Genomic DNA, 18249 nt, shown 5'->3' with positions numbered 1-18249 from the left:
CGGACTCACCAGAAGAATAAAAAGAGGTGGTTATGAACACGACTTCGGTCACTGCTGTGATAGATGACGCGCCCCAGCCGGCGCGTTCCGGTTCCACCCACGCCGACATCGGCACCTTGCTCGACCATGGCCCCTTCACCGGCATGCAGAAGCTGGTGGTGTTGCTGGCGGCGCTGTCCATCGTCATGGACGGCTTCGACGGCCAACTGATCGGCTTTGCCATTCCGCTGATGATCAAGGAGTGGGGCATCACCCGCGAGGCGTTCGCTCCGGCGGTGGCGGCCGGGCTGATCGGCATGGGCATCGGCAGTGCCTGCGCCGGTCTGTTTGCCGACCGGTTCGGCCGGCGCATGGCGATCATTGCCAGTGTCTTCGTGTTCGGTGCGGCCACTTGCGCCATTGGCCTGGCGCCCAATGCGCTGGCGGTGGCGGCCCTGCGTTTTATCGCCGGGCTTGGCATCGGTGGCGCGCTGCCCAGCGCCACTACGGTGACGGCCGAGTTCACCCCGGCGCGGCGGCGTACCCTGGCGGTGACGGCCACCATTGTCTGCGTGCCCCTGGGCGGGATGCTGGCGGGGTTGTTCGCCTCCCATGTGTTGCCGCTGTACGGCTGGCGCACCCTGTTTTTCATCGGCGGCAGCCTGCCCATCGTCCTGGGCTTTGCCTTGCTGGCGACGCTGCCGGAGTCGCCGCGCTTTCTGGCGCGCCGGCCCCAGCGCTGGAACGAGCTAGGCACCTTGCTCGGGCGCATGGGCCGGCCGATGGCGGCGGGGGTGGTCTACACCGATGCCCTGGAGCAGAAGAGCGAGAAGCAGGGTGGTTTCCGCGCCTTGTTCGCCCTGGGCTACGGGCGTGACACCCTGGCCCTCTGGGTGGCGTTCTTCATGTGCCTGACCGCGGTCTACAGCGCCTTCAGCTGGCTGCCCACCATGCTGCTGTCCGAAGGCCTGGAGCTGTCGGTGGCCGGTTCCGGGCTGACCGCCTACAACCTGGGCGGGGTGATCGGGGCGCTGGTGTGCGCGGTGGCCATCACTCGCTGGGGTTCGTTCTGGCCGCTGCTGATCTGCTGCGCCGGCGGCGCGGCCAGCGCCTTCCTGTTGCAGGTGGTGGACATCCACCAGGACACCGGGCTGCTGATCTTCGGCTTCGGCGTGCACGGCCTGTTCGTCAACGCCGTGCAGTCCACCATGTTTGCCCTGTGCGCCTTTATCTACCCCACCAGTGTGCGCGCCACCGGCACCGCATCGGCCCTGGCCTTCGGGCGCCTGGGGGCGATCCTCAGTGCCTTCGCCGGAGCCCTGGTGATTACCCAGGGCGGCGCCAACGGCTACCTCACGCTGCTGGGTTCGGTGATGGTCATGGCGCTGCTGGCGCTGCTGATCGTGGGCCGGCACATTCCCCGGCGCCTGCCGGGCCAGTCATGAACGCGGCCCGGTGCGTGAACCGGCCACTCAAACAGGAGGTTCGATGAACATCACCATTCTTGGCGCGGGCGCCATGGGTTCGCTGTTTGGCGGCCTGCTGGCGCAAAGCGGCCAGCAGGTAACCCTGCTGGACATCAACGACGAGCACCTTGCGGCGATCCGCAGCGACGGCCTGCTGCTGGCCACCGACAGCGGCGAGCGGCGCATTACCGGCCTGCACGCCTGCCGTCCGGAGCAGGCCACGGGGCACCCCGACCTGTTGCTGGTCTTCACCAAGACCCTGCACACCGACAGTGCCTTGCGCAGTGTGGCCGGGCATATCGCCGGCCACACCCTCGTACTGACCCTGCAGAACGGCCTGGGCAATGCCGAGGCGCTGTCCCGGCATGTGGCCCCGCAGCAGGTGCTGATCGGCATGACCAACTGGCCCGCCGACATGGTCGGGCCGGGGCAGGTGCATTCCCACGGCCAGGGCATGGTGCGGGTGCTCGCCCTCGACAGCCGCGAGCGCAATACCAGCCAGGAGGTGGCGGCGGTGCTGGACGCTGCCGGGCTGAACTGTGCGGTGGACCCGCAGGTCTGGACCTCTATCTGGGAGAAGGTGGCCTTCAACGCCGCCTTGAACAGCCTGTGCGCCGCCACCGGCTGCACCGTGGGCCAGCTGGACGCAGCGCCGGAAGGCGTGGCCCTGGCCCGGTCCATTGTGCTGGAGGTGGTGGCGGTGGCCAGGTCCCAGGGAATAGAGCTGGATGCCCAGGGCTGCCTGGACAGTGTGGCGTTCGCCATTGCCCATCACCGCACCCACAAGCCTTCGATGTTGCAGGACGTGCTGGCAGGGCGGCCCACGGAGATCGGCTCCATCAATGGCCAGGTGCTGGAACGGGCACGGCAGGCGGGGGTGCCCGTGCCCCACACCGAAACCCTGCTGGGCCTGCTGCGCCTGATCGAAAAACGCGCCGCCTCGTAGGAGCCGGCTTGCCGGCGAAGAGGGCCTTGGGGCTTGCCAGCTCCTGCACCCACCGGCTTTTGTGTGACACATCGGTTTATGAATGCTGTTCCATGAGGAGATTTTCCATGAGTGATTCCAATGCGGTCTATCGCGACCTGCACCTGCAACCCATCGCCGGACAGTGGCGCGCCGGCGCCTCCGGCAAGACCCTGGTGGTGAGCAATCCATTCGACGGTGCACAGCTGCTGGAACTGGCCCAGGCCAACCGCAGCGACCTGGACGCGGCCTACGCCAGGGCCGCCCAGGTGCAGCCGCAATGGGCGGCCCTGGGCCCGTCCCAGCGCGCGGCGGTGCTGCACCAGGCGGTGGCGATCTTCGACCGGCGCCAGGAGGAAATTGTCGACTGGATCATTCGCGAATCCGGCAGCACGCGGATCAAGGCCCTGGCCGAGTGGGGCGCGGCGCGGGCCATCACCCTGGAGGCGGCGTCCTTCCCGGCGCGGGTCCACGGGCGGATTGTCGAATCCGATGTGCCGGGCAAGGAAAGCCGGGTCTACCGCAGCGCCCTGGGGGTGGTCGGAGTGATCAGCCCGTGGAACTTCCCGCTGCACCTGACCCAGCGCTCCATCGCCCCGGCCCTGGCCCTGGGCAACGCGGTGGTGGTCAAGCCGGCCAGTGATACGCCGGTGTGCGGCGGCCTGCTGCTGGCCAGGATCTTCGAGGAAGCGGGCCTGCCCGCCGGGGTGTTCAGCGTGGTGGTGGGGGCCGGTAGCGAGATCGGCGATGCCTTTGTCGAGCACCCGGTGCCGGCGCTGATCACCTTCACCGGCTCGACCCCGGTGGGGCGCGGCATCGGCCGCATCGCCAGTGGCGGCGAGCACCTCAAACACGTGGCGCTTGAATTGGGGGGCAACAGCCCGTTCGTGGTACTGGACGATGCCGACCTGGAACAGGCAGTGAACGCCGCGGTGTTCGGCAAGTTCCTGCACCAGGGGCAGATCTGCATGGCGATCAACCGCATCATCGTCGACGAGCGCCTCTATGACGCCTTCGCCCAGCGCTTCGTGGCCCGGGTCAAGCAGCTCAAGGTGGGTGATCCGCAATCGCTGGACACAGTGATCGGCCCGGTGATCAACGCCCGCCAGTTGCAGGGCCTGCAGGACAAGATCGCCCTGGCCCGCGAGCAGGGCGCCGAGCCACTGTACGAGGGCGGGCAGAACGGCAACCTGCTGGCGCCCCATGTTTACGGCGAAGTGCGTGCCGACATGGACCTGGCGCGCAATGAAATCTTCGGCCCGCTGGTGGGGCTGCTGCGCGCCCGGGACGAAGCCCATGCCCTGGAGCTGGCCAACGACAGCGAATTCGGCCTGGCCAGCGCGGTGTTCACCGGCAACCTGGAGCGCGGGGTGAACTTCGCCCGGCAGGTGCGCGCCGGCATGACCCACATCAACGATGTGCCGGTGAACGACGAGGCCAACGCGCCCTTCGGTGGCGAGAAGAACTCAGGCCTTGGGCGCTTCAACGGCGACTGGGCGATCGATGAATTCACCCGGGACCACTGGATCAGCCTGCAGCACCGGCCGCGTCAGTATCCCTTCTGACCCGGCACCTTTAAATAACGCCCGGCCGCCCTGGCCGGGCTTTTGAGCATCCGTGAGCGCGCGGGCCCTTGCCGGCCTGTCGGGCACGGCTGCGCCTATGAAAAGCGGAGAACAATAATAATGAACACCCGTCATCCGATGCAGTGCCGTTCCCTGGTGGGGGCTTGCTTGTCCGTGGGCCTGTGCGTGCCCGCCTGGGCCGCCGACGACAGCGGTTTTTTCGAGGGGAGCAAGACCGACCTGCTGCTGCGCAACTACTACTTCAACCGGGATTTTCGCGATCATGACGCGCCCAAGGGCCAGGTCGAGGAGTGGGCCCAGGGCTTTATCCTCAAGTTCAGCTCCGGCTACACCCCGGGCACCGTGGGCTTTGGCCTGGACGCCATCGGCCTGTTCGGCCTCAAGCTCGACAGCAGCCGCGAGACTAGCGGTTCGGAGTTGCTGCCGGTGCACGACGACGGGCGCGCCGCGGACAATTTCGGTCGCGCCGGCGCGGCCCTCAAGGCGCGGATTTCCGCCACCGAGTTCAAGGTCGGCGAGCTGCTGCCGGACATTCCACTGCTGCGTTATGACGACGGCCGCCTGCTGCCGCAAACCTTCCGCGGGGCCATGCTGGTCTCCCGAGAGATCAGCGGCCTGGGGCTGCAGGCCGGGCAGTACCGTGCCGTCAGCCTGCGCAACTCCTCGGACATGCAGGACCTTTCGGCCTGGGCCGCGCCCGGGGTCAAGTCCGACGGCTTCAACTACGCCGGTGCCGAGTACCGCTTCAACCAGCAGCGCACCTTGCTCGGGGTCTGGCATTCGCAGCTGGAAGACATCTACCGCCAGAGCTACTTCAACCTGCTGCACAAGCAACCGCTGGGGGACTGGACCCTGGGGGCGAACCTGGGCTACTTCATCGACCGCGACGATGGCAGCGCGCGTATCGGCCGGGTCGACAGCCACACCGCCTATGGTCTGTTCTCCGCCTCTCGGGCCGGGCACACGCTGTACCTGGGGTTGCAGAAAGTCAGCGGCGACAGCCCCTGGATGTCGGTCTACGGCAGCAGCGGCCGGACCCTGGGCAACGACATGTTCAACGGCAACTTCAGCAACGCCGGCGAGCGTTCGTGGCAGGTGCGTTATGACTATGACTTCGCCGCCTCGGGGATTCCCGGGCTGCTGGCCATGGTGCGCTACGGTCGTGGCGACAGCGCCACCACCAAGGTTGGCAATGACGGCCATGAGTGGGAGCGCGATACCGAGATCGGCTACACCCTGCAGAGCGGCACCTTGAAGAACCTGAGCCTGCGGCTGAACAACGCCACCAACCGACGCAGCTTCAACAGCGACTTCGACCAGACCCGGCTGATTGTCAGCTACCCGCTGTCGCTCTGAAAACCCTGTAGCCGCTGCCGAAGGCTGCGAACGGCTTGGGCGGCATTCCGACGCAGCAGGCGCAGCGATTCCACGAGCGCTGGAGGTCCGGCGGCAGATCGCCAGGCAAGGTCCTGCGGACCTTTGCGCAGCCTCGCCGAGGCTCGGCAGCGGCTACAGAGGTAAGCGCCGCTTCGTGCTGCTTCGTATGGCTACGGCAATCTCGGGGTGCGTGTTGCGGGGGGGCTTGCGTTACTATGGCCGCCCACGTTTTCAGGAAGCTGCCCGGATGAGCAAACCCGGTCAAACGGTGCTGGTTGCGCTGCGCAAGATGATTGCCTCGGGCGAGTTGGCGGCAGGCGAGCGCTTGATGGAAGTGCCCACCGCCGAGCTGTTCGGGGTGTCACGCATGCCGGTGCGCATGGCCTTTCGCACCCTGGAGCAGGAAGGCCTGCTGGTGCGGTTCGGCGGTCGCGGGTTTCAGGTGCGTTCGGTGAGCGCCGAAGACATCGCCGGGGCGGTGGAGGTGCGCGGGGTGCTGGAAGGCCTGGCGGCGCGCCAGACCGCCGAGCGCGGGCTGTCGGCCGAGGGCCGGGCGACTCTCGAACGCTGCCTGGTCGAGGGCGATGCGCTGTTCGACAAGGGCTATGTCAACGAAGAGGACCTGGAGCTCTATCACGACCTCAACATGCGTTTTCACCAGGTGATCGTGGCGGGCAGCGGCAACCCGGCGATCGCCGATGCCCTGGCGCGCAACGACCACCTGCCGTTCGCCTCGGTCACCGCCCTGGCAGTAGACCGCCAGGACATGGCCCGGGAATACCGGCGCTTCAACTATGCCCACATGCAGCATCACTCGATATTCGATGCCCTGGTCAATGGCCAGGGCGCGCGGGCCGAGGCACTGATGCGCGAGCATGCCAATGCCACCTTGCGCTATGCCGAGATCTTCGGCTCGGCCGTGGCCGACGAGCGCATGAGGCTGATCCTGCGCCCGCAGTGAGGCTCTACAGATCCAGCACCAGCAATGGGCTCCTGGCCCGGGAACAGCAGGGCGTGAACTGATCGTTGCGCGCCTGCTCGTCCTCGGTGAGGAACAGGTCGCGGTGTTCCGGTACCCCTTCCAGCACCCGGGTCAGGCAGGTGCCGCAGATCCCTTGCTCGCAGGAAATCGGCACTTCGATGCCCTGGTCCTGCAGCACCTGGACCACGCTGCGATCGGCCGGTACCTGGAACACCTGGCCGCTGCTGGCCAGCTTCACCGCGAAGCTGCCGTCGGTGCTGTGGTCGATGGGCGCAGCGCTGAAATATTCGCGGTGCAGGCATTGCTCCTTCCAGCCCTGGGCCCGGGCGTTGTCCAGCACGTGTTGCATGAAGCCACCGGGGCCGCAGACATACAGGTGCACGTCGTCCCGGGGGCCGGCCAGGGCCTGGGCGATATCCAGGGCGGTGTCCGGTTGTTCGTCGAAATGCAGGCTCACCCGCTCGGCAAAGGGCGAGGCCTGCAAGCGCTGGACGAAGGCCGCGCGCTGGGCCGAACGAGCGCAGTAGTGCAGCTGGAAATCCGCGCCGCTGTGGGCCAGCTGTTCGGCCATGCTGAGGAGCGGGGTAATGCCGATGCCGCCGGCGAACAGCAGGCTGCGCCGTGCTGCGTGCTCCAGGGCAAAGAGGTTGCGTGGCTCGCTGATGCGCAGGCGCGTGCCCACCTCCAGTTGCTGGTGCAGGCTGCTGGAGCCACCGCGGGAGGCAGGGTCTTTGAGCACGCCGATCAGGTAGCGGTGGCGCTCTTCAGGGTGGTTGCACAGGGAGTATTGGCGCACCAGGCCGTTGGCCAGATGCACGTCGATATGGGCGCCGGCGCTGAAGGCGGGCAGGGGGCTTGCGTCGGCCGCGGCCAGTTCGAAGCTGCAGATGTCCAGGGCTTCGTCGTGGCGCGCTGCCACCAGTACGTCGATCATCATCGGTCCTCGCCGGTGGCCGCATCCGGGCCGCCAGCCTGTCGGGTTCGGGGGGTTAACGGCTTGTGGCGATCAAGGGTTCCTGGGGCTCGCGCTCCCGGGCGATCAGCCGCTCCAGGACCCGGCGCGACTGCACGCCGCCGGCGTCGATATTGAGCTTGAGCAGGTTGCGCTGGGGCTGGGCGAGAAGGTTCTGCTGCTGGCGCTCAAGCATCTCCAGGTCCTCGCTGAAGATCTTGCCCTGGCCTTCGCGGATGCTCTCGGTGAGCGCCCGGTCCTGGGGGTTGAAGTTGCGCGCCATGCCCCAGAAGTACCAGATCGAGGTGTCGCTTTCGGGGGTGATGAAATCCACCACGATGCTCGACGCCTTGTACTGCGCAGGGGCGTCGTAGCCACCGTGGCCGGCATGGGCCACGCCGACTTCGATCAGCACATGGCTGGGCGGGCTGAAGCGGCAGATCTGCCAGCGGTCCACCGGCACGTCGTCGGCCAGCTGATTGCCACGCAGGGCCATGCGCCAGAAGGGCGGCGGCATGACGTTGTGCATGTGCCGGGCGGTGACCACCTGATCGCCTTCTACCGTGGTCTGCGGTGGCGCCTCGTCGATTTCCTTCTGGCCGATGCTGGAGGCATGCACGTAGGTTTCGTGGGTCAGGTCCATCAGGTTGTCGATCATCAGCCGGTAGTCGCACTGGATGTGGAACAACCCGCCGCCATAGGCCCATTGATCGTTGTCGGCCCATTCCAGGTGATGGATCAGCGCCGGGTCGGCCAGGGCCTGGTCGCCGGGCCAGACCCAGATGAAACCGTAGCGCTCCACCGCGGCGAAGGTCTTGTTGCAGGGGAAGCCGCGCACCCGCTGGCCGGGCATTTCCACGGTCTTGCCGTCGCAGCCCATCACCAGGCCGTGATAACCGCATACCAGGTTGCCGTTCTCGACATAGCCCAGGGACAGCGGTGCGCCGCGATGGGGGCAGAAATCCTCGACGGCAGCTACCCGACCTTCATGGGCGCGGTAGAACACCATGTGTTCGCCGCAGATCTGCCGGCCCAGGGGCTTGCCCTGCAATTCATCGGGGGTGCAGGCAACGTACCAGGCATTCTTGGGGTACATGACGTTTCTCCAGGCGTTTGTTGTTTTTATTTAATGGATCCATTAAATGGTTGGCGCTCTGGGAGTGTCAAACAAACATGCTGATTTAGTGTTCGATAATCGGTCGCTGTAGGGGTTTTGGATCCAGTGAAGGGGATTTATGGATCCATTGTTCGCGCGTCAAGGCGCGGCGCGCCGAAGGGCCGGTGGGCAGTTGCGGGGCGAGGCTGGTGGGCAGGCCGCAGCGCCAGGGGGGATCTGGCGGCTGCGGTGTCGGGGACGAAGTGGGGGGGGGGGCAGAATCAGCGCCGTTGCAGGCTGTCCTGCAGGCGCTGGATGCCGTCTTCCAGCAAGGCCCGCGGGCAGCCGAAATTCAGGCGCACGAACTGCCCGCAGTCGTCTCCGAATTCCAGGCCGGCGCTGAGGCCGACCTTGGCTTGTTCGAGGAAGAAGGCGTGGGGGTCGTCGAGGCCCAGGGCGCTGCAGTCGAGCCAGGCCAGGTAGGTGCCCTGGGGCGCGTGCATGCGGATGCCGGGCAGGCGGGTCTGTACCGCGTGCAGCAGGTAGTCGCGGTTGGCCTGCAGGTAGCCCAGCAGGGCCTGGAGCCAGGGGTCGCCGTGGGTCAGGGCGGCCAGGGTGGCTTCCAGGCCCAGGGGGCTGACGCTGTCTACCATGCCGGCGCGGGCATTGTTGAAGGCCAGGCGGGTGGCAGGGTCCTGGATGATGGCGAAGCAGGTCTTCATCCCGGCGATGTTGTAGGCCTTGCTGGCCGACATCAGGGTGATGGTGCGCCGGGCGATTTCCGGGCTCAGGGAGGCGGTGGGGATGTGCCGGCGGCCGTCGAAGCACAACTCGGCATGGATCTCGTCGGAAATGATCAACGCACCCTGGTCCAGGCAGGCAGTGGCCACCGCCAGCAGTTCGTCCCGGGGGAAGACTTTGCCCAGGGGGTTGTGCGGGTTGCTCAGGAGCATCGCGCCGGCGCCTTGCAAGGCCTGGCGCAGGGCGTCCATGGGGGTGTCGTAGGTGCCGTCGACGGTGAGCTGGAACGGCACTTCGACCTTGTCCAGGCCCCAGTTGCCCGGGGCCAGGCGCAGGGGGCGATAGTTGGGGGTTTGCAGCACCACCTTCTGCTGCGGCTGGACGAAGGCGTGCAGGGCCATGTTGAACCCGGGCTCGACCCCTGGGAGGAAAATCAGCTCGTCGGGCCTGACGCGCCAGGCGTATTTGTCCCACAGGTCGGCGACCACCGCCTCGCGCAATTCGTCCCGGGCCACGCTATAGCCCAGCAGCGGGTGCTCCAGGCGCTGGCGCAGGGCCTGGAGGATGCCATCGGCCACGGCGAAATCCATGTCCGCCACCCACATCGGCAGGACATCCTCGGGGTAGCGGCTCCATTTGGTGCTGCCGGTGCCATGACGGGGGTGCAGGGTATCGAAATCGAAGCTCATGAACGGATCTCGTCGGGTCGCGGGGGAGAAAGGAACTGATTCTAGCCTCACCTGGCGCTGAACCGGCCGGCCCGGTTGCGGCTTTTTTACCCCGGCTGTCCTCTAGGCAGCTTTTCCCTTGCCTGTGCCTCACAAAAACCTCGTTTCGCAACGCCCCGGGTTAGGGAAACAATGAACCCCTGCATCCGCCTGCCCGACTGCCACGGGCGCTCCTGCGGTGCACTGCCGATCGATTTGTTCTTCCTACAAAAACAACAGGGAGCAAGCGATGAACTGCCATTCGCGCATGACCACGGCCGGTTGCTCCGGACGGGTCGCCACTACACCAAACGATCAGGGCCGCAGAGCCCGCAACGGTGATGATCCGGCTACGCGGCCTGCGCCGCGCGAGCCCTTGCGCCGCTGACCAAGACTCGTAGTGCCTGGTGCTGTACCGCCCGTTGCATACGGTCGCTTCCAGGCTCTTGTTGTGCGGGTTCGTGCGGGCGAGCCGGCTTTCTTGAGGATGGGTTTCATGTCCAACACCTTGCGTTGCGGCGTTGCGTTGTCGTGGGTCTTGCTGTGCACCGGGGCTTACGCCCAGCCGCAGAACCTCACGGTCATTTCCTTTGGCGGAGCCACCAAACAGGCTCAGGAGCAGGCCTACTTCCAGCCATTCAACCAGAGCGGGGCGGCCCGGGTAGTGGCCGGCGAATACAATGGCGAGCTGTCGAAGATCAAGGCCATGGTCGATGTCGGCAAGACCAGCTGGGATGTGGTCGAAGTGGAGAGCCCGGAGCTGCTGCGTGGCTGTGACGAGGGCCTGTTCGAACCCCTGGACCTGGCCCGTTTCGGGGACCCTGCGCAGTACGTGCCCGGCACGTTGACCGAATGCGGGGTCGCCACTTATGTGTGGTCTATGGTCATGGCCTTTGCTCCGCAGAAGCTGGCGAAGGCGCCGCAGTTCTGGGCGGATTTCTGGAACCTCAAGGACTTCCCCGGCAAGCGCGGCTTGCGCAAGAGCGCCAAGTACACCCTGGAAATTGCCTTGCTGGCCGACGGTGTGGCGCCTGCCCAGTTGTATCAGGTGCTCAACACCCCCGAGGGCGTGACCCGGGCCTTTGCCAAGCTCGACCAGATCAAGCCCTATATCCAGTGGTGGGAAGCCGGGGCTCAGCCGCCGCAGTGGCTGGTGGCCGGTGACGTGGTGATGAGCGCAGCCTACAACGGGCGCATTGCCATGGCCCAGAAGGAGGGCATGCAACTGAGTATCCTCTGGCCCCAGAGCCTGTACGACCCGGAGTACTGGGCGGTGGTCAAGGGCTCGCCGAACAAGGCCCTGGCCGAAGCCTTCATTCTGTTCGCCAGCCAGCCCCAGGCGCAGAAAGTGTTCTCTGAAAACATCCCCTACGGGCCGGTGCATCGTCAGGCGCTGCCATTGCTGCCTGAGGCGGTGCAGCGGCAACTGCCGACCTTCGAGGCCAATTTGAAGGGCGCCAGGGCAGTGGATGCGGGGTTCTGGGTCGATCATGGCGAGGAGCTGGAGCAGCGTTTCAACGCCTGGGCCGCTCGCTGATGGAAAGGCCGTAGGAGCGAGCTTGCTCGCGAAGATCGTCAACGAAAACGCCGCGTTCACTCAGTGACCGCGGCGTTTTTGAGTGCAGCGCGAGCACGCTCGCTCCTACAGGGGGCTTTGGCTGGTGGGTGCGGGCTGGGTCAGCCAGTCGATGAATACCGCGAACAGCTCGGCCTGGGAGTTGATGGTCAGTTTGGTGTAGAGGTTCTTGCGGTGCATGCGCACGGTTTCCGGGGAAATCTCCAGCACCTTGGCCGTGGATTTTACCGAGTGCCCCCGCAGGATCAGGTGGGCAATTTCGCGCTCGCGAACCGTCAGCAGTGGCTGGCCAAAGCTCATGAACGCCGCTTCGATCTGCTGGTTGAAGTTGGCCGGTGCCGGGGCGGGCAGCGCGTCCTGACTGGCCTGGCGCAACAGCGGTTGCAGGCCGCTACCGCCGAAACGACGGATCAGCTCGCGCACCAGCGGTTCCACCGCCCGCAACAGCGCCAGGGGTTCGCTGGCGAAGCGCTCGCCGCTCAGGCCCTGGAACATGCACAGGGAAATCTTGCTCTGGGGATCGAGGTCGACGATGTAGTAACTGTCTTCCGCGCCCCCGGTCTTGAGGTAGTAGGTCTTGTAGTACTCGCTGCTGAAGAAGTCGTCCGGGGCGATTTCCGACAGGTGATAGAAACCTTCGGCCAGGCCGTTTTCCACCGCCAGGCAGAACGGATCCAGCAGATAACCGCGGGAAAAGTAGCGGTTGATGATTTCGTCGCGGTAGGCGCCGACTATGCCCCGTTCATGCAGCAATTGCGGTGGCATGCCCTTGCGTTCCAGGCTGATCATCATCGATTCGATGGGCGTCAGCGCGTTCAGCGCCGTCGCCAGGTGCTGCAGGAAGGTGCCATCGTCCACGCTGCCGAAGGCCTGGGCCAGGCAGGCGTGCCAGGCCTGCAGGGCAGGGAGGCTGAGGGGGGCGGTAGAAGTGTTTGCAGGTGCGCTCATGCCCGGCAGTCTAACGGTCGGGCGCAGGCCCGGTAAGACCCCGGGCCGATATTCGCGCAGCCAGCGGCTAGGGGTCATTGGCCCAGGTACTGGCCGTTCTGGCGCAGTTCGGCGGCAGCTTCGAGGATGCAGTCGCGCAAGGTGGCGACTATTTCGTCGATCTGCTGGCGAGTGATGATCAAGGGGGGCGACATCACATTGAGATGGCCGATGGGGCGCACCAACAAGCCTTTGGCCTGGGCCCGCAGATGGATGCGCTCGGCGATGTTCAGCCCGTCGGGCAGCAGCGCCTTGGTGCGCTTGTCGGCGACGAATTCGACGCAGGCCATCAGCCGCTTGCAGCGCACGCTGCCTACCAGGGGCAGTTCGGCCAGGGTCTGCAGGCGCTGCTCCATATAGATGCCGACCTCTTCGACATGGGCCAGCAGGTTTTCCCGCTCGATGATCTCGATGTTCTTCAACGCCGCGACGCAACTCACCGGGTGCCCGCTGTAGGTGAAACCGTGGGTGAAGCAGCGACCCTTGCCCGGCTCGCCGATGACCTGCCAGATGCGCTCGGAGAAAATGCACGCGCCCAGGGGCAGGTAGCCCGAGGTCAGGCCCTTGGCAGTGGTGATGATGTCCGGCTGCATGCCGAACACTTCCTCGGAGGCGAAGAAAGCACCCAGGCGGCCGAAGGAGGTCACCACTTCGTCAGCGACATACAGCAGGTCGTAGCGCTGGCAGATTTCCCACATGCGCCGGTGATAACCCTCGGGAGGAATGATTACCCCACCGGAGCCCATGATGGGTTCGGCGAAGAACGCCGCCACCTTGTCCGGGCCCAGGGTGAGGATCTTGTCTTCGAATTCCGCTACTAGGAACTCGAGGAAGTCCGCTTCGCTCATGCCGGCCGGCGCCCGGTAGTAGTTGGGGCAGGAGATGTGGTGAAACAGGTCGCTCATGAAGTCGAATTCAGGCGCTCGGTCAGCGGCTTTGTTACCGATGGACATGGTCAGGAAGGTGGAGCCGTGGTACGCGTTGTGCCGCGAGATCACGTGCTTCTTCTCATGCTTGCCGCGACTGTTCTGATAGAACTGCACCAGGCGGTAGGCGGTGTCCACCGCGGTGGAGCCGCCGGTGGTCAGGAACACGTGGTTCAGGTCCCCTGGCGCCAGGCTTGCCAACTTTTGGCAAAGCTCGATGGCGCTGACATTGGCCATGTCGCAGAACGGGTTGGAGTAGGCCAGTTGCCGCACCTGGTCGGCGATGGCCTCGGCCATTTCCTCGCGGCCCAGGCCGATGTTGGTGCACCACATGCCGCCTACGGCATCCAGGTAGCGGGTGCCGGCGGTGTCATAGATGTAGGCGCCGTCGCCGGCAGCGATATTCAACGACCCCTGCTCGCGGTGTTCGTCGAACATATGGAAGCCGTGCATGTAGTGCGCCTTGTCGGCGGCCACCAGTTTCGAATCGTCGAACTGCTGGAAGAAGGCGTCGGGTTGGATAGCCATGGGCTTCACCTCGGGTAGCAATATGGGGTGGAAAGTTCTGTGGGGGCGGGGGGCTCACTTGCCGATCTTCACCATGTTCCAGGTACGGGTGATCAGCCGGGTGCTGGCGGGCGTCTGGATCTTCTGGGTGAACAGCCGCTCGCGGGTCTGGGCATCGGGGTAGATCGCCGGGTTGTCCCGCACCTCGGCGCTCAACAGTGGTGTGGACTTGAGATTGGCGTTGGCGTAGCGGATGTAGTCGCTGACTTCGGCCATGACCTTAGGTTGCAGCAGGTACTGGATAAAGGCATGGGCGCTGGCCACGTTCGGCGCGTCGGCGGGGATATAGAAATCGTCGAACCAGATCAGCGAGCCTTCCCTGGGAATGAAATAGTCGAGCTTGACCGGTGCCCCGGCCTCGTTGGCCCTGGCCTGGGCCGTGGCGTAGTCGCCGGACCAGGTGGCGCTGACGCACAGGTCGCCATTGGCCAGGCCATTGAGGTAGCTGGTGGAGTCGAACTTGCGGATATAGGGGCGCACCGCCATCAAGGCATCCTGCGCCGCTTTCAACTCCTCGGGGGCGGCGCTGTTGGGATTGCGCCCCAGATAAGCCAGCACCAGCGGCAGAATGTCGGTGGGCGAATCCTGCAGCGTCACCCCACAATCGGCGAAGCGCGACACCACCTTGGGATCGAAGAGCATGGCCAGAGAACCGATGGGCGCGTCCGGCATGCGCTCGCGGACCTTGTCGACGTTATAGGTCACGCCATTGCTGCCCCAGGTATAGGGCGCCGAGTACTGCACGCCCGGGTCGTAGCTTTCCAGGCTCTTGAGCACCTGCGGGTCGAGATTCTGCCAACTGGGCAGCAAGGCCTTGTTCAGCGGCTGGAACACCCGCGCCTTGATCAAGGGCGGCACCAGGGCCGCGTTGAGCACCACCAGGTCGTAGCCGGAGCGCCCCGGCAGCAGCTTGCCCTGGACGGTTTCATAGGAATCGAAGGTGTCGTAGATCACCTTGATCCCGGTGGCCTTCTCGAACCCGGCGAGGGTGTTCTCGCCGATATAGTCCGACCAGTTGTACAAACGCAGGGTCTTGTCTCCAGGCTCACCGGCCTGGGCCCAAGCCGCCGTCAGTGCCAGAACCACGCCAAACATCGCAGGGAAAGCTGTACGCATACTTCAATTCCGCCTTGAACGTGATGGAAGGAGCCCGGGTCGAGCCGTTGGCGTAACTGTCCGCGAACGCCCCGGCCCACGCCATAACCCGATCGGGTAGGTGGGCAAACACAGAAGGGGGCAGCTATCTGGATGGGTTTGTGCAATCATCCCGCCTCGTTGGCGAACACTAGGCTGTTCGCCCGACGGATTGGCTCAGCCCGGAAACCTGTAGAAACAGCCCGGCAGAAAAAATCTCGAATAGGAGTTGCCAGGAATGGAAAACACGTCCATAATTGCGACCATTCCTCAGCGAGGAAACGGAAAAACTCTTTAGAAATCAAAGAGTTACGAGATGAAGTTGATCTCGTTAGCCGTTCCAGTTTGTACGTGTCCAGTGTTGTGTTTCAGGCATTGGACATTTGGGGCCGAGTAGCAAAATGGTTATGCAGCGGATTGCAAATCCGCCTACGCCGGTTCGATTCCGACCTCGGCCTCCACCCTTGAAAACCCCGTAGATTAACGTCTACGGGGTTTTTTATTGCCTGGGATTTGGGCTGTCACTTCCGCAATTCGTTTGTTTTTAGCATCGAACTGACAGAGTCCTTTCGCTCCATTGGGTACGAGTTGGTGGTGGAGATTGGCTAATACACTTGCCGTTTTGCGATGAGCTGCTTTGAGCCCTAGTCAAAGCGGAATTCAAGCTAAGTTCTTAGGAACGACCGCTTTCGGCTGATTGTGTTGAAAAAATCGACGTTGGTATGCTCACCCCCTCTCATCGACTTGTTTTGGATAGGTGCTCATGTTGACTGGCTTGAATCACCTTACGTTGGCGACTGCGAACCTTCCTCGCAGTATCGAATTTTATGTGGGGCTACTCGGTTTTAGGCTGGCTGCTCGCTGGGAAACGGGGGCCTATCTTACCCTTGGCTATCTCTGGCTTTGTTTGTCTTTCGATGAGAACTATGCATCGGAAAAACACCCTGATTACACTCACTATGCGTTTTCGGTGGGGCAGGACGATTTTGAAGGAGTAACTGTTTGCTTGCGGTTACGGAACGTTATCGAGTGGAAAACCAATTCGAGCGAGGGTGACTCGTTTTATTTCTCAGACCCCGACGGGCACCGACTGGAAGTGCATGTCGGCAGTCTGGCTTCGCGGCTTGAGCAATGTCGGCGCCATCCATACGCAGGTATGGAGTTCTTTGACTGACAGTTTTCGATCGATTTATTGAGCAAGTAGCTCTCCTACCGGGCTTGCGGCAAAATATACACATCGGCCAGCGGGAGCGTACGCAGCATGATGGGACAGTTATCGAGTGGGCAGGATCGACTGTTTTACTCGTTCAACCTTGAAGATCACATCCCAGCAAATCATCTTCTGCGCAGCATTGATCGGTGTCTCTATCTGGGCGACCTGCGCCATTATCTCACCGATTTCTATAGCCCGATTGGGCGCCCTTCAATTGATCCTGAACTGATGATTCGCATGCTGGTCGTGGGTTACTGCTATGGCATTCGCTCCGAGCGGCGGTTGTGCGAAGAGGCCCATTTGAACCTGGCGTATCGCTGGTTCTGCCGGTTGAGCCTTGAGGATGAAGTCCCCAATCACTCGACGTTTTCCAAGAATCGACACGGCCGTTTCCGGGACAGCGGTTTGTTTCGGTGGCTGTTTAATGAGGTGCTGCGTCGCTGCATGGACGCAGGTCTGGTCAAGGGCGAAGGCTTTGCAGTGGACGCCAGCATCATCAAGGCGGACGCGAGTCGGCAGCGTGGTGTACCAGGCGATGGAGAGGTCAACTGGAGCGATCCAACGCTCAGTACGCGTGCCGTACGTGAATACCTCGAAGCACTTGATGAAGAGGCGCTGGCTGAAGCACCTCCCAAGCGCTTATCGCTGACTGATCCTCTAGCCCGATGGACGGCTGCTCCGGGTGGCCCCGCCTTCTTTGCATACTCCACGAACTACATGATCGACACTGAGCATGGCGTGATCATGGATGTGGAACCAACACCTGCCAATCGAACGGCCGAGGTCGAAAGTACCAAGACGATGATTGATCGGGTCGAAGAACAATTCGACATTAAGCCAGATCGCCTCATCGGCGACACTGCTTACGGTACGGCGCCGATGCTGGCCTGGATGGTGGAGGAAAAAGACATCGAGCCGCATGTGCCGGTGTGGGACAAAACCGAGCGCAAGAACGACAGTTTTTCGAGCACCGATTTCCACTGGAATGAAGAGGCTGAGGAATACCGCTGCCCGGCCGGCAACCCATTGCGCAGCGAATGGCGAGCCTTCAAAAATGAGCGTTCACACGTCACCAAAGCCAACACCATCATCTTCCGATCCAGACAGACCGACTGCGCTACGTGTCCGATGAAAGCCAAGTGCTGCCCGAACACTGCGTTTCGCAAGATCGCCCGCAGCGTCCATGAAGCTGCTCGCGATGTGGCTCGGCGCATTGCAGCAACACCGGCGTATCAGCGCTCTCGCCACGAACGTAAAAAGGTCGAAATGTTGTTTGCCCACCTCAAGCGCATCCTGAAATTGGATCGCTTGCGACTACGTGGCATGAGTGGCGCGACGGATGAATTCACGCTGGCCGCTGCGGTGCAGAACCTGCGACGGCTGGCCAAATTTTCATCTCAAGGGCCACCAGTCACGGGATAGGTGCGCCTGCACCAAGCAAAAAACCTCAAAATAACCCAATAACAGAGCAGCAAAGGTCACCGAAGGTCCGAAAAACCACTCAATGTGGTGAGTAGGTTCTCCAGTGGTGGTCGAGCCTGAATTCAGGCGATCTGAAAATCCGACTTTTTCAACAGAATCGGCCACCAGCGGTCAATCCAAGAGTCTACGAAATTGGGGGCTATCCGGACGCACTGTCGAGGCGGCGGCGTCCGACGCATAAACATTCAGGGTTAACACCCCGCGAAATCACAATGACCTTCACAAGGATAAATAAGCACAGCATGGAAGATATCTCTGATTTTACCGAGGCCGAATTCATTTCCTTCGTCAAAGACATCCGGGTCGTCAACAAGGGCGGGACGGCAGATGAGCTAGGTGAGTTGCTTGAAAGGTTCAGTAATCTCGCAGGCCATCCAGATGGCTACGACCTGATTTTCCACCCTGAGCCCGGTGCGGATCATTCCGCCGAGGGTGTTACTGAGACAGTGAAGCAGTGGCGCAAAGCCCAGGGACTGCCGGGATTCAAGAACGACTGATTGAGGCGCCAGTGATA

Annotated in this window: 15 protein-coding genes and 1 tRNA gene; 10 read left to right on the top strand and 6 right to left on the bottom strand. The window is 63.4% G+C overall.

Annotated elements, in window-relative coordinates:
- The first annotated feature begins 32 nt into the window (after positions 1-32).
- The 5 genes from ABCR88_RS19480 to ABCR88_RS19460 all read left to right on the top strand — a co-directional run bounded on the left by ABCR88_RS19480 (position 33) and on the right by ABCR88_RS19460 (position 6333).
- A complete protein-coding gene (locus ABCR88_RS19480) occupies positions 33-1424 on the top strand; it encodes an MFS transporter (RefSeq protein WP_015635941.1) in 1392 nt (463 codons plus the stop codon).
- Positions 1425-1467: 43 nt separating this feature from the next.
- Positions 1468-2391 (top strand): 2-dehydropantoate 2-reductase, encoded by a 924-nt coding sequence (locus ABCR88_RS19475; RefSeq protein WP_325984827.1) that lies wholly within the window; start codon positions 1468-1470, stop codon positions 2389-2391.
- Positions 2392-2498: 107 nt separating this feature from the next.
- Positions 2499-3974, top strand: a complete 1476-nt coding sequence (locus ABCR88_RS19470; RefSeq protein WP_325984826.1) for an aldehyde dehydrogenase family protein — start codon at positions 2499-2501, stop codon at positions 3972-3974.
- 120 nt (positions 3975-4094) lie between these two features.
- Positions 4095-5351: an OprD family porin gene (locus ABCR88_RS19465; RefSeq protein ID WP_011061754.1), complete on the top strand. Its 1257-nt coding sequence runs from the start codon at positions 4095-4097 to the stop codon at positions 5349-5351.
- 268 nt (positions 5352-5619) lie between these two features.
- The gene (locus tag ABCR88_RS19460) at positions 5620-6333 is read left to right on the top strand and encodes a GntR family transcriptional regulator (RefSeq protein WP_041118688.1); all 714 of its coding nucleotides are present in this window, start codon (positions 5620-5622) and stop codon (positions 6331-6333) included.
- A gap of 4 nt (positions 6334-6337) precedes the next feature.
- Here the strand turns inward: ABCR88_RS19460 and ABCR88_RS19455 are convergent, their stop codons facing one another.
- The 3 genes from ABCR88_RS19455 to ABCR88_RS19445 form a co-directional block, all read right to left on the bottom strand.
- Positions 6338-7288, bottom strand: coding sequence for a PDR/VanB family oxidoreductase (locus ABCR88_RS19455; RefSeq protein WP_041118687.1), 951 nt, complete (start codon positions 7286-7288; stop codon positions 6338-6340).
- A gap of 55 nt (positions 7289-7343) precedes the next feature.
- Positions 7344-8402, bottom strand: a complete 1059-nt coding sequence (locus ABCR88_RS19450) for an aromatic ring-hydroxylating dioxygenase subunit alpha (RefSeq protein ID WP_041118685.1) — start codon at positions 8400-8402, stop codon at positions 7344-7346.
- Between the two features lie 281 nt (positions 8403-8683).
- Positions 8684-9832 (bottom strand): PatB family C-S lyase, encoded by a 1149-nt coding sequence (locus ABCR88_RS19445; RefSeq protein ID WP_041118683.1) that lies wholly within the window; start codon positions 9830-9832, stop codon positions 8684-8686.
- Positions 9833-10346: 514 nt separating this feature from the next.
- Here ABCR88_RS19445 and ABCR88_RS19440 point away from each other — a divergent pair.
- A complete protein-coding gene (locus ABCR88_RS19440; protein WP_350403133.1) occupies positions 10347-11387 on the top strand; it encodes an ABC transporter substrate-binding protein in 1041 nt (346 codons plus the stop codon).
- 105 nt (positions 11388-11492) lie between these two features.
- Here ABCR88_RS19440 and ABCR88_RS19435 read toward each other — a convergent pair whose 3' ends face one another.
- The 3 genes from ABCR88_RS19435 to ABCR88_RS19425 all read right to left on the bottom strand — a co-directional run bounded on the left by ABCR88_RS19435 (position 11493) and on the right by ABCR88_RS19425 (position 15022).
- A complete protein-coding gene (locus tag ABCR88_RS19435; RefSeq protein ID WP_041118681.1) occupies positions 11493-12374 on the bottom strand; it encodes a LuxR C-terminal-related transcriptional regulator in 882 nt (293 codons plus the stop codon).
- Positions 12375-12448: 74 nt separating this feature from the next.
- On the bottom strand, positions 12449-13867 hold the full coding sequence (locus tag ABCR88_RS19430) for an aminotransferase (RefSeq protein WP_041118679.1): 1419 nt from the start codon (positions 13865-13867) through the stop codon (positions 12449-12451).
- Between the two features lie 54 nt (positions 13868-13921).
- Positions 13922-15022, bottom strand: a complete 1101-nt coding sequence (locus ABCR88_RS19425) for a polyamine ABC transporter substrate-binding protein (RefSeq protein WP_350403131.1) — start codon at positions 15020-15022, stop codon at positions 13922-13924.
- 405 nt (positions 15023-15427) lie between these two features.
- On the opposite strand from ABCR88_RS19425, the gene ABCR88_RS19420 reads away from it, so the two are divergent.
- The 4 genes from ABCR88_RS19420 to ABCR88_RS19405 all read left to right on the top strand — a co-directional run bounded on the left by ABCR88_RS19420 (position 15428) and on the right by ABCR88_RS19405 (position 18232).
- Positions 15428-15501, top strand: a tRNA-Cys gene (locus ABCR88_RS19420).
- A gap of 302 nt (positions 15502-15803) precedes the next feature.
- Complete coding sequence (locus ABCR88_RS19415; RefSeq protein WP_350402793.1) at positions 15804-16214, top strand: VOC family protein; 411 nt, start codon at positions 15804-15806, stop codon at positions 16212-16214.
- Positions 16215-16301: 87 nt separating this feature from the next.
- Entirely contained in the window at positions 16302-17675 is a 1374-nt protein-coding gene (locus ABCR88_RS19410) for an IS1182 family transposase (RefSeq protein ID WP_350402792.1), read from the top strand.
- Between the two features lie 302 nt (positions 17676-17977).
- Positions 17978-18232 (top strand): bacteriocin immunity protein, encoded by a 255-nt coding sequence (locus ABCR88_RS19405; RefSeq protein ID WP_041117385.1) that lies wholly within the window; start codon positions 17978-17980, stop codon positions 18230-18232.
- Positions 18233-18249 lie beyond the last annotated feature (17 nt).

Source organism: Pseudomonas sp. W17, assembly GCF_040268305.1.
Lineage (GTDB): Bacteria > Pseudomonadota > Gammaproteobacteria > Pseudomonadales > Pseudomonadaceae > Aquipseudomonas > Aquipseudomonas protegens.
Note: the sequence above shows the minus strand (reverse complement) of the source record. Positions and strands in the feature narration are given on the sequence as shown.

Coding starts and splice junctions, on each gene's coding strand:
- ABCR88_RS19480 (WP_015635941.1), top strand. CDS start 33: ATGAACACGACTTCGGTCACTGCTGTGATAGATGACGCGCCCCAGCCG.
- ABCR88_RS19415 (WP_350402793.1), top strand. CDS start 15,804: ATGTTGACTGGCTTGAATCACCTTACGTTGGCGACTGCGAACCTTCCT.
- ABCR88_RS19465 (WP_011061754.1), top strand. CDS start 4,095: ATGAACACCCGTCATCCGATGCAGTGCCGTTCCCTGGTGGGGGCTTGC.
- ABCR88_RS19455 (WP_041118687.1), bottom strand. CDS start 7,288: ATGATCGACGTACTGGTGGCAGCGCGCCACGACGAAGCCCTGGACATC.
- ABCR88_RS19445 (WP_041118683.1), bottom strand. CDS start 9,832: ATGAGCTTCGATTTCGATACCCTGCACCCCCGTCATGGCACCGGCAGC.
- ABCR88_RS19405 (WP_041117385.1), top strand. CDS start 17,978: ATGGAAGATATCTCTGATTTTACCGAGGCCGAATTCATTTCCTTCGTC.
- ABCR88_RS19440 (WP_350403133.1), top strand. CDS start 10,347: ATGTCCAACACCTTGCGTTGCGGCGTTGCGTTGTCGTGGGTCTTGCTG.
- ABCR88_RS19435 (WP_041118681.1), bottom strand. CDS start 12,374: ATGAGCGCACCTGCAAACACTTCTACCGCCCCCCTCAGCCTCCCTGCC.
- ABCR88_RS19475 (WP_325984827.1), top strand. CDS start 1,468: ATGAACATCACCATTCTTGGCGCGGGCGCCATGGGTTCGCTGTTTGGC.
- ABCR88_RS19425 (WP_350403131.1), bottom strand. CDS start 15,022: ATGCGTACAGCTTTCCCTGCGATGTTTGGCGTGGTTCTGGCACTGACG.
- ABCR88_RS19430 (WP_041118679.1), bottom strand. CDS start 13,867: ATGGCTATCCAACCCGACGCCTTCTTCCAGCAGTTCGACGATTCGAAA.
- ABCR88_RS19470 (WP_325984826.1), top strand. CDS start 2,499: ATGAGTGATTCCAATGCGGTCTATCGCGACCTGCACCTGCAACCCATC.
- ABCR88_RS19450 (WP_041118685.1), bottom strand. CDS start 8,402: ATGTACCCCAAGAATGCCTGGTACGTTGCCTGCACCCCCGATGAATTG.
- ABCR88_RS19460 (WP_041118688.1), top strand. CDS start 5,620: ATGAGCAAACCCGGTCAAACGGTGCTGGTTGCGCTGCGCAAGATGATT.
- ABCR88_RS19410 (WP_350402792.1), top strand. CDS start 16,302: ATGATGGGACAGTTATCGAGTGGGCAGGATCGACTGTTTTACTCGTTC.